Source organism: Streptomyces sp. ActVer (assembly GCF_027270795.1).
GTDB classification, from domain to species: Bacteria; Actinomycetota; Actinomycetes; order Streptomycetales; family Streptomycetaceae; genus Streptomyces; species Streptomyces umbrinus_A.
This window is the reverse complement of the sequence record NZ_JAPWHT010000371.1, coordinates 1-10,486: the sequence shown is the minus strand read 5'-3', so window position 1 is coordinate 10,486 and position 10,486 is coordinate 1. Positions and strand designations below refer to the sequence as shown.

10 protein-coding genes are annotated in these 10,486 nt (G+C 72.1%); 7 read left to right on the top strand and 3 right to left on the bottom strand.

The features are described from left to right. Positions 1 to 599 (bottom strand): ATP-binding protein (locus O3Q52_RS39930; protein ID WP_269653465.1); only part of this gene is annotated, 599 nt, incomplete at its 3' end. Between the two features lie 237 nt (positions 600 to 836). Here O3Q52_RS39930 and O3Q52_RS39925 point away from each other — a divergent pair. Both O3Q52_RS39925 and O3Q52_RS39920 read left to right on the top strand, forming a co-directional pair. Beyond that, positions 837 to 1,511 carry a hypothetical protein gene (locus tag O3Q52_RS39925; protein WP_269653464.1) on the top strand — a complete coding sequence of 225 codons (675 nt, stop codon included), beginning with the start codon at positions 837 to 839 and terminating at the stop codon, positions 1,509 to 1,511. Between the two features lie 70 nt (positions 1,512 to 1,581). Further along, positions 1,582 to 2,340 carry a dienelactone hydrolase family protein gene (locus O3Q52_RS39920; protein WP_269653463.1) on the top strand — a complete coding sequence of 253 codons (759 nt, stop codon included), beginning with the start codon at positions 1,582 to 1,584 and terminating at the stop codon, positions 2,338 to 2,340. A 1-nt stretch (position 2,341) separates the two neighbouring features. Here O3Q52_RS39920 and O3Q52_RS39915 read toward each other — a convergent pair whose 3' ends face one another. After that, entirely contained in the window at positions 2,342 to 3,889 is a 1,548-nt protein-coding gene (locus O3Q52_RS39915) for an IucA/IucC family siderophore biosynthesis protein (protein WP_269653462.1), read from the bottom strand. A gap of 110 nt (positions 3,890 to 3,999) precedes the next feature. Here O3Q52_RS39915 and O3Q52_RS39910 point away from each other — a divergent pair, with 110 nt between their 5' ends. From O3Q52_RS39910 to O3Q52_RS39900, 3 genes are all read left to right on the top strand, one after another. After that, on the top strand, positions 4,000 to 5,520 hold the full coding sequence (locus O3Q52_RS39910) for an IucA/IucC family protein (protein WP_269653461.1): 1,521 nt from the start codon (positions 4,000 to 4,002) through the stop codon (positions 5,518 to 5,520). Positions 5,521 to 5,590: 70 nt separating this feature from the next. Then, a complete protein-coding gene (locus O3Q52_RS39905; RefSeq protein WP_266753524.1) occupies positions 5,591 to 6,871 on the top strand; it encodes a VWA domain-containing protein in 1,281 nt (426 codons plus the stop codon). Further along, on the top strand, positions 6,823 to 7,734 hold the full coding sequence (locus tag O3Q52_RS39900; RefSeq protein WP_269653460.1) for a hypothetical protein: 912 nt from the start codon (positions 6,823 to 6,825) through the stop codon (positions 7,732 to 7,734). The genes O3Q52_RS39905 and O3Q52_RS39900 overlap by 49 nt, the downstream gene beginning before the upstream one ends. Before the next feature lie 187 nt (positions 7,735 to 7,921). Here O3Q52_RS39900 and O3Q52_RS39895 read toward each other — a convergent pair whose 3' ends face one another. Beyond that, entirely contained in the window at positions 7,922 to 8,554 is a 633-nt protein-coding gene (locus O3Q52_RS39895) for a helix-turn-helix domain-containing protein (protein WP_269653459.1), read from the bottom strand. An 87-nt stretch (positions 8,555 to 8,641) separates the two neighbouring features. Between O3Q52_RS39895 and O3Q52_RS39890 the strand changes: the two genes are divergently transcribed. Continuing rightward, complete coding sequence (locus O3Q52_RS39890; RefSeq protein WP_269653458.1) at positions 8,642 to 9,850, top strand: pyridoxal phosphate-dependent aminotransferase; 1,209 nt, start codon at positions 8,642 to 8,644, stop codon at positions 9,848 to 9,850. 149 nt (positions 9,851 to 9,999) lie between these two features. Then, positions 10,000 to 10,486 (top strand): hypothetical protein (locus O3Q52_RS39885; protein WP_269653457.1); only part of this gene is annotated, 487 nt, incomplete at its 3' end.

Below are 10,486 nucleotides of genomic sequence, written 5' to 3'. Positions count from 1 at the left end.
AGGCGCAGGGTGCGGGCCGTACGGCGGGACACGGCGGCCTCGGCGAGGTCGGGCGCCGGTCCGGGCCCACCGCGCAGGGTGGCCAGCAGGACGGCCCGCTGGCCGGGAAGGTTGTCCGTGAGGTAGTCGACGATGGTGAGCGTGTCGGCGTCCGCGTCGTGCAGGTCCTCCAGCACCAGGACACAGCCGCCGGTGCGTCCGAGGGTCCCGAGGAGCCGCAGCACCGCCTCGGCGTAGCCCACCAGCGGCGCACCGTCCGGCGGCGCCAGCCCGCACAGCCGCGACAGCAGCGGCTCGTACGGGCCCAAGTCCCCGTCGGCGGGAGCCCCTTCGCCGCGCAGTCCGGAGAACACGGCTTCCGCCAGCGGGCGCAGCGGCACCGCGCGCCCGGCGGACGCGGCCCGCCCGCGCAGCACCCGAAACCCGGTGCGTACGGCGGCGTCCGCGGCCTCCTCGACGAGGCGCGACTTGCCGATGCCCGGTTCGCCCAGCACGAACACCGAGGAGCCCCGCCCCTCGCCCGCCGATCGGACGGCCGCGGTCAGAAGATCCCGCTCCGGTTCTCTGCCGACCAGTACCGATGACGACAACGACGACACTCAGGCCCCCTGCGCCCTCTTCCGGAATGCCCCCACCGGCCCCCGTCGAAAGCTCCTTCGAGTCCGCACAGCGTAGTACCCACGAGTCACAGGGGCCGCACAACTACATGGGGGCACTTCCCCGATGTCCGCGGCGGCGGGCGGGCGGCACGCTGTTCTCCAGCAGGGCAGGGGGGACAGGGCATGACCCGGGGGACATGCCCTGCCTGCTGTTCATTCTTCGATGGGGGTCGCCACATGTCTTCAACGCCGTCAACTCCGCCGACGCCGCGTGCCCGCGTATGGATCACCGCCGGGCTTCTGGGCGTGGCCCTGTGCGGGTGCTCGTCGCTCACCGGAAGCACGGCCGGAGGCACGGGCGGCAGCGCGGGAGGCGACGACGGCGGGGCGGCGTCGACGAGTTCGGCGGCGGACGTACCGGCGACCGCGCTGGACCTGGAGCGGGTGTGCACGGACGGGCTCGGCTACTCGGGGATGCCCGCCTACGACCGTACGAAGAAGACCGTGCACCCGGCGGTGCTCATGAACAACCCCGGCGACAGCTGGTCGCAGTCCGAGCCGCCCGCCGGCGACTTCCCCAAGGGCTGGGTCCTCGGCTACTCGGACAAGCCGGCCGACGCCGAGCTGGTCGTCTGCGTCGAGCGCACCAAGGCGAGTCCGACCGGCAAGAAGTGCGACATGGAGAGCGACGACGGCAAACCGTTCACCGTCAGTACGTACAACACCTCGTACCGCCTGAAGGTCGTCGAGGCGCGCACGGGCAAGGAGTTGTCCGAGCACACGGGTGAGGCCAGGTCCGACGAGTGTCCGATGTACATCTTCACCTCGGACGGCGAGGACAAGGACAAGCACTACAACGAGGTTCGGCCAAAGGACTACCGCAAGCGCGTACAGCCCTTCATCGCGCCCTAGCCTTCACCTCGGCCGTCCAGCGGCACCCTTCGCCTCGGCCGTCCCCGTCGCCGCTCCCCCGGAGGACCGCATGCCCGGCACGACCACCACCGCCGTCGATCTCACCGAGCTCAGCGTCGCCCGCGGTGGCTCCCGTCGGCTCACCGGCCATCTCACCCGGCCCGTGGGGGCGGGCCCCTGGCCCGGTGTCGTCGTGGTCCATGAGGCGCTGGGCGTCAATGATGTGATGCACCGTCAGGCGGAGCGGCTGGCGAGAGCCGGGTACCTCGTCGTCATGCCGGACCTGTTCACCGACGGAGGGACCGTCCGCTGTCTGGTGCCGACCTTCCGGGCCGCCCTGTCCGGCCACGGCCGTGCCTTCCGCGACATCGAGGCGGCCCGCACCCGCCTCGCCCGGGATCCCGACTGCACCGGGCGGATCGGCATCATCGGCTTCTGCATGGGCGGTTCCTTCGCCCTCCTCGCCGTGAACGACGGCGAGTTCGACGCCGCCTCCGTCAACTACGGCCGTCTGCCGAAGGAACTCGACGGGGCGCTCGCCGGTTCCTGCCCCGTCGTCGCGAGTTACGGGGCCCGCGACCGTACGCTGCCGGGCGCGGCCCGCAAGCTGGAGGCGTCACTCGACCGGCTCGGCGTCGTCCACGACGTCAAGGAGTACCCGGAGGCCGGGCATTCGTTCCTCAACGACGCCGAGGTGGGGTCACGCGCGCTGCATCCGCTGATGCGTGTCGCCGGAATCAGGCCGCACCCGGAGTCCGCCGTCGACGCGTGGCGGCGCATCGACGGCTTCTTCGCCACGCACCTCAAGGCGGAAGACCAAAAGGACTGACTCAGGCATCCATATTCCCGCCACCGCCCGCCGCGTCCGGCGGGCGCAAAGGGTTCGGGACGGGCAGATAGCGTGCGTCGGCGCCGTCCGCGCCGGTCCAGCGCAGCAGCAGATTCGTCTTGCCGGGCAGGGTCGGGGCCCGGAGCAGTTCGGCCGCTTCGGGCAGCTCCGCGCCGCACCGCGTCAGCTCGCGTCGCACGGCGTCCCAGAGCTCCGTGCCCGGGTACCGCTCCCCCAGCGCCTCCGCGATCTCCAGGAGGTTGTTGACGGCCAGGCAGTACACCAGCCGCTCCCACCCGGCCGCGCGCGTCACCTCGGGCAGCAGTTTCACACCCTCCGCGTCGCGGAACAGCGCCTGCACCGGCATCCCGTCGGCGTCCACGGCGACCACCGTGTTCTGCAGATGCGCTTCGAGTACGACCCCGTGCCGGGCGAACAACTCCAGGGCGGGCGGGACGACTTGACGCAGATACGCCGTCCACCAGGCGGCCGGGTCGGCGAGATCGTCGACGGGGTTGCCCTCGAAGACCTCCGTCAACGCGGCCGCCAGGACCGGGGTCGCGCCGGGGGTCACATGGGTGCGCAGCCCGTCGCGTACGAGGACGGCGAGCTCCTCGAATGCGAAGTCGGCGGTGCGGTAGCCGCGGTCGCTCAGCCAGGCCGCGGGAGTGTCCGTGGCCGCGAAGGCCGAGGTCACCGCCGCGTCCGTGCGGCGCAGCAGGAGGAGGTCGTGGCGCCAGAGGCGGCGGATGTCGTTCGTGATGCGGACGTCGAGGCTGAACTTCAGAAAGAGGTCGGTGTCGGGGACGTACAAGGTGCGGATGGCCGCCGTCGGCCAGGCCGTCCACGCGGAGGGGCCCAGCCGTACGAGGCGGCCGTCCGTGAAGGCCTCGCGGATCTCCGGGCGGGCGCCGACGAGGCCGAGCTGCCAGGGGTGGGCGGGCAGGAGGCGATAGCCGGGCGGGGCCTCGCCCAGCTCGTCGAGCGCGCCCGTGTCTCCCTCCTCCAGGCACACGTCCTCCCTCAGCCCCAGGAGCACCAGCGGGAAGCGGGTGTACGCCTCGGGGGCGTACGGAATCCAGCCGGTGACCGGGCCTCCGCCGCGGGCCTTGGGGGCGGGATGGTAGGGATGTCCGGTGATCAGGGACTGTTCGGAACGCCGGTACAGGTCGTCGGGCGGGGTCGTCCCCACCCTGGCGGTCAGGATCGCCGCCACCGCGTCCCGGCTGTCGGTCATCTCGATGGGCAGTTCGGGGTTGGACAGGCCGGTGTGCCCACGGAGGACCTCGGCGGTGAGTTTCACCAGTTCCGCGTGGCTCAGGCGCTGCCAGGCACCGGCCGCGTACACCTCCGGCTCGGCGGGGCGGCGTCCGGCGCGCACCCGCAGGAGCCGTCCCCCGGCCGGCAGCCGGTACACGCGCCGGTCCCCGGACTCCCCGGGCCCCGGAGCGGGCTCGCCGAGTTCCCGCAGCAGACAACTGAGCAGCGGCGCCGCCGCGTACGCATCGGCTGCTTCGCCGATGCCGTCCCCGGGGTGCATGGGTGGCATGGGGTGCATGAGGTCCACGCGATCCGTTCGTTGCGTACGGTGCCCTGGCGCTCAGTATGTCCGGCGTTGTACCCGGCCGCGACGCCGTCCCCACACCCTAGGAGCCCTCTGTGCACCCTCCCCACACCCCGGTCGGGACCGAGGCCGTTCTCGCCGCCGAGCTGCGCACGGTACGCCCCGCTCTGCTGTCCCCCTACGCGGTCGAACTCCCCGGTGCCCGCGCGGCCGTGCTGACCCGGCTGTGGCGCGGGCTCGTCCATGAGCCGCTGCCGTGGGTCACGAGCCGGGAGCCGGCGGGGCACGACGGGCTGGTGCTCCGGCTGGCCGACGGGCGTCGTCTGCACGGCCCGGCCTCGGACGCGTACGCGACGGCCGGCACCGTCGGGGAGGTCGAGCTGGACGGGACGGCGTACCGCCACCCGGCCGCGCTCATGACGGCACTCGGACTGCCGCACGGTCATGCCTTCGCCGTCGAACTCGGCCACAGCGTCGCCTCGTTGGCCCTCTCCCGCGCCAACCAGCCCGCCATGAGCTCTCCTTTCACGTCCTGGGGGTGGGAGCAGCGGATCGTGGACGGGCACCCGTTCCACCCCAACTGCCGTTCCCGGCCCGGCTTTTCGGTGGCCGAGCAGTTGGCGTACGCGCCGGAGCACCGGGCGGACGTCGAGCTGGGGCTGATGGCGGTGCCGGAGGGCGCCTGTCTGGTGGGCGGGGAGTGGCCGTACCGGGAGGCGGGGCGCGTGCTGATCCCCGTACATCCGTGGCAGGCGCGGCATGTGCTGAAGGATGAGAGGGCCGTCGGGGAAGGTGTCGCCGGGGAGAGCCTGGCCGCGCATCCCCTGATGTCCCTGCGGACCCTGGCCCTCACGGACGGACCGCACGTCAAGACCGCGCTCAGCGCCCGGCTGACCTCCTCCGTGCGGGACATCTCGGTGTACTCGATCGAGTCGGCGGCGGCCGTGTCGGCGTTCATGGAGGCGATGGCCGGGCGGCTGGACGGGATGCTGCACATCACCCGGACCCTCGGTGCGGTCACCGCCAACACCCCTGATCTGGCTGCGGTGTTGCGCGAGTCCCCGGACGTGTACGCGGAGGCGGGCGAGCGGGTCGTCCCGGTCGCCGCTCTCGCGTCGACCGTGCTGCCCCAGTCCCCGGCCTGGCTGGCCGAGTTCAGCCGGCTCGCGCTCGCCGTCGGGCTGCGCCTGCTCGACCTGGGCGTGGCCCTGGAGGCCCACGGCCAGAACCTGCTGGTGGTGCTCTCGCCCGCGGGCGCCCCGCTGCGGCTCGTCTACCGCGACCTCGCCGACATCCGGATCAGCCCGGCGCGGCTGGCCCGCCACGGGATACCGGCCCCGGACCTGACGGGCCGTATCGTCACGGACGACGAGTCCGTCCTGCGCGCCAAGCTCTTCGGCTCACTCGTCGCGGGCGCACTGGCGGCCACGGCGGGTTCGACGACCGCGCTGCGAGACGCGCTGTCCGCGGCCGTACGGGATCTGCCGCGCACCCCGGATCTCGCGGCACTGCTCGAAGAGCCGCTGCCCGCCAAGGCGTTGACGACGATGCGGCTGTCGTCGGAGCGGCCGGGGGACATCTGGGCGCGGCTGCCGAACCCGCTCGTCGGCCCCTGACTCGACCGGCCCCGGCCCTCGCCCCGCCCTCGTTTTGATGCGTGACGCCATTGATCAATAGGATCCGGCGATGATCACAAGACAACGGCTGGCGGTGGGCGCCTGCGCCCTGCTCGCCGCCCTGACGGCCGGGATCGCCCTCCCGGCCGGAGCCGTCGCCGGCGAACCCACGGGTGACGCGGCGCCCAAGGTCGACCTCGTCCTCGACGTCAGCGGTTCGATGCGCGCGCGGGACATCGACGGACAGACGCGGATGGCCGCGGCGAAGCAGGCCTTCAACGAGGTCCTCGACGCGACCCCCGAGGAGGTCCAGCTCGGCATACGGACACTCGGCGCCAACTACCCCGGCGACGACCGCAAGACGGGCTGCAAGGACACCGAACAGCTCTACCCCGTGGGGCCGTTGGACCGCACGGAGGCGAAGACCGCCGTCGCGACCCTCGCGCCCACCGGCTGGACCCCGATCGGCCCGGCGCTCCTCAAGGCGGCCGACGACCTGGAGGGCGGCGAGGGCTCCCGCCGTATCGTCCTCATCAGCGACGGCGAGGACACCTGCGCCCCGCTGGACCCGTGCGAGGTGGCTCGGGAGATCGCCGCCAAGGGGATCGGCCTCACCATCGACACGCTCGGCCTGGTGCCGAACACCAAACTGCGGCAGCAGCTGAGCTGTATCGCGGAGGCGACCGGCGGAACGTACACCTCGATCGAGCACACCGACGAACTCACCGACAAGGTCAACCAGTTGGTGGACCGGGCCGCCGACCCGGTGGTCACCCCGGTCGCCGTGGACGGCGCGGACGCGTGCGCACAGGCACCCACGCTCAAGTCCGGCCTCTACACCGACCGCGAGGAGTTCGGGCAGCACCGCTGGTACCGCGTTGACGTCCCGGCGGGCTTCGAGCTGCGCGCGTCGGTGAGCGTGGCGGCCGACCGTCAGGTCAACCGCGACTACGGGGTGTCGCTTCGGGCGGTGACCGCGAGCGGGCGCGAGATCGTGCGCGGCGAGTCGACCGGCTCGGGCCGGACCGACGTGATGTCCGCCGGTCTGCGCTACCCGAAGGCGGAGAGCGAGGACGACGACGATTCCGACAGCAAGCCCGCGGCCGAGGCCGTGTGCCTGCAGGTCGCCAACTCCTTCTCTGCGGCCTCCGGCGTCAAGACCACGCCCGGACTGCCGCTCGAACTCACCGTGGACGTCGTCGACGCTCCCGACACGTCGAGCGACGTGGCCTCGTTCGGCCTCGGTCGCGGCTGGTGGCTGCTCGGCGCCCTGGTGCTCACCGGCTTCCTCGCGGGTGTGCTGTGGGGCTGGGTTTCGCGCTGGCGGGTCGCGGTCTGGAGGACCAACTGATGCGTACCACTCGTGTATTGAGCAGTCTCCGTGTTCCGACTGACGTCCGCGCAGGCGGTGTCGGGCGGGCAGGCCGTGCGGTGGGTGCGGGTCTGCTGGTGCTGGCGGCCGCCGCCTCTCCGGCGGTCGCCGACTCCTCTCCCTCCGCGAGCCCGTCGGACGACGGCGCCGGGCCCACCTCGGCCGGTACGTCGTTCCGTACGGCGACCGAGGTCGACCAGGGGCAGCAGGCGACCGCGAGCGCGTCCATGGGCGACTACCTGTACTGGTCTTTCCCCGCCGATGCCGGGCAGCGGCCCACCGTGAGGGCGACGGTGAAGCTGCCCGACGCGCATGCCTCCGCGACCTGGCAGGTCGACGTGTACGACGGGCTGCGGCGCCGCCAGGCGTGCCAGTACGGGGCGCAGACGCGGACGGCCGCCCAGGACGCGGCCTCCGTGGAGCTGTCCTGCACGCTGCGTACGGTCCGGGCCTGGTCCGAGCCGTGGGCCGACGACCCGTTGCCGGGCACGTACTACGTCCGGCTGACCACCGTCGGTCTCAAGGCGGCCGACCTCGGGCTTCCCGTGAGCGCCGAGGTCCAGGTCGACTCGAAGGATGTCGGCGGGGCCGCCGCGGTGGACGGCTCGCTGGCCGAGCCGCTCGTTCCCGGGGTCGCCGTGGCGGCCAAGGGTGGCGACAGCGACGAGGACTCCGAGACCTCGGTCGCCGTGCTGTCCAGCATCGAGCCCGATGACGGGTGGGCCTCCGGCTGGTGGTCCGACCGCTGGGTGTGGACCGGGGTGGGCGGTGTGTTGGCGGCGCTCGCGGGGGTTGGCGGGTACTCGCTGACGCGGGGGCGGTCTGCACGGCCTGCGCCGTAGCGCTCCGCTGGATGGCCGGTTGTTGTCTGGGGGGCGGTGGGGGGCTGGTCGCGCAGTTCCCCGCGCCCCTTGAAGGGGCGCTGTGCCTCAGCGAGTTTGGAACCGGTCCTGCTCAGCCCCGCCCTGCAAAGAGGCCCGTCGCGCCAACTCCATGGCGCGGCGGGCCTTTTGGCGTCCGGAGACGGGGTCAGGCGTCCCGGAGTGTCTTGGCCAGGGGGGTTTCGCCCGTCACCGTGACGCGGCCGTCCCGTACCGCGTCGAGGAGGGCCAGGTCGCCTCTCGCGAGTGCCGTGCATGCCTCGGCGTCGAGGGAGAGGCCGGCGTCGGGTTCCTCGGGGGCCGGGCCCTCCCCGTAGACCGGGCCGTCCGGCGCGCCGAGTCGTACGTAGAACTCCCCTTCGTCCAGCCGGACTTGGACGACGCCGTCGCCAAGTCCCTCCAGGGAACGGAGCAACGGCAGCGCGAACCAGTGGGCGCGTACCGCGTCGGTGGGCCGTCGTTCCGCCAGCAGGGGTGCGCCCCACTCGCCGAGTGCCTGGAGGACGGGCAGCAACTCGCGCCCACGGGCGGTGAGTTCGTACACGTTCGCCGCTCCCGGCGGCGGCAGCCGGCGCCGGGTCGCCAGACCGTCCCGCTCGATGTCCTTGAGCCGGGAGGCGAGGACGTCCGTGCTCACGCCGGGCAGATCCGCGTGCAGGTCGGTGTAGCGGCGCGGACCGGCCAGCAGCTCGCGGACGATCAGGAGGGTCCAGCGGTCACCGAGGGCGTCGAGGGCCCGGGCAGCGGAACAGTACTGGTCGTAGCTTCGGCGAGGTGACATGCGACGCAGTCTAGACAACTTGTTGGACTTTCCAAGCTCGAACTTGGTAAAACCAAGCAACACACGAAACCGGAGGGGCGAGCGCGCATGGAGTTCCGGCAGTCGAACAAGCTCAGCGAGGTCTGCTACGAGATCAGGGGCCCGGTGATCGAGCACGCCGACGCGCTGGAGAAGGCAGGCCACAGCGTGCTGCGCCTGAACACCGGCAACCCCGCGCTCTTCGGCTTCGAGGCGCCGGAGGAGATCCTCCAGGACATGATCCGGATGCTGCCCCAAGCGCATGGGTACACCGACTCGCGCGGCATCCTCTCGGCCCGCCGGGCCGTGGCGGGGCGCTACCAGACGCTGGGCCTGGAGGTCGGCGTCGACGACGTCTTCCTCGGCAACGGCATCTCCGAGCTGATCTCGATGGCCGTACAGGCGCTGGTCGAGGACGGCGACGAAATCCTCATCCCCGCGCCCGACTTCCCCCTCTGGACGGCCGTCACGACCCTCGCGGGCGGCAAGGCGGTCCACTACCTCTGCGACGAACAGGCCGACTGGTACCCGGACCTGGACGACATGGCATCGAAGATCACCGACCGTACCAAGGCCGTCGTCATCATCAACCCGAACAACCCCACCGGCGCGGTCTACCCAAAGGAGATCATCGAGGGCATCCTCGACCTCGCCCGCCGGCACGGCCTGATGGTCTTCGCCGACGAGATCTACGACCAGATCCTGTACGACGACGCCGTGCACCACTCGGTCGCCGCCCTCGCCCCCGACCTGGTGGTGCTGACCTTCTGCGGCCTGTCGAAGACGTACCGGGTGGCCGGCTTCCGCTCGGGCTGGCTGGTGATCACCGGTCCGAAGCAGCACGCGAAGAACTACATCGAGGGCCTCACCATGCTGGCCTCCATGCGACTGTGCGCCAACGCGCCCGCGCAGTACGCCATCCAGGCCGCGCTCGGCGGCCGGCAGTCCATCCACGAGCTGACCGCTCCGGGCGGACGCCTGCACGAACAGCGCACCGTGGCCTGGGAGAAGCTCAACGAGATCCCCGGCGTGTCCTGTGTGAAGCCGAAGGGCTCGCTCTACGCGTTCCCGCGCCTGGATCCCAAGGTCCACAAGATCCACGACGACGAGAAGTTCGTCCTGGACCTGCTGCTCCGGGAGAAGATCCAGGTCGTCCAGGGCACCGGCTTCAACTGGCCGACCCCCGACCACTTCCGCATCCTCACCCTCCCGCACGCCGACGACCTGGACGCGGCGATCAGCCGGATCGGCCGGTTCCTGAGCGGCTACCGGCAGTAGGAAGCGGTCCGCCAGCGCGGTCCGGCGGTGCGCTTCGTGGGCCTGTGGCGGGGCGATGTCAGAGCCGGGTCGTAGTCTTCGAATGGGCCCGCTGATCGCCTGGATCCTCGCGTGGGCCCCCTCGTCGACGGACCGGGAAGGAGCGCGCCATGACACGACCGCCGACCGCCGCGCAGCGGCGCGTCATCGACGCGGCCGATCCCGTGACCGGACGGCTCAGAGGTACGGAGAGCCAGCTCGCGGCGCTGGTGAAGCGAGAGCTCGCGTTCCGGCATCCGCGTCCGCCGCACGATCACTTCCTGACGCCCGCCGGGCATCGGGTCCGCGAGGAGACGGCCGCCCCGGCGGCGAGCGTTCCGGAAGCGGCCGAGCCCGCCCGGGAGTCCTCCGGGGTGTTCGCCGCCCGGGTCGGCGGCGAGGAGGGCATCGACGCCGGTCCGTCGCGCATACGTGAGGTGCACAGCGCCTGGCAGGGGCTGCTCGAACTGCGCCGCATGACCAATCCGCACGGGGTCGTGGACCGGCCGTGCGCGTGGGAACGTACGCATCTGGTGCAGGCCGCCGCGCTCGCGCTGGAGGCGGCGGGGCACCGGCCGGCGGGCGCGGACACCGAGGGGTACCGGGTGCGGGCGACGC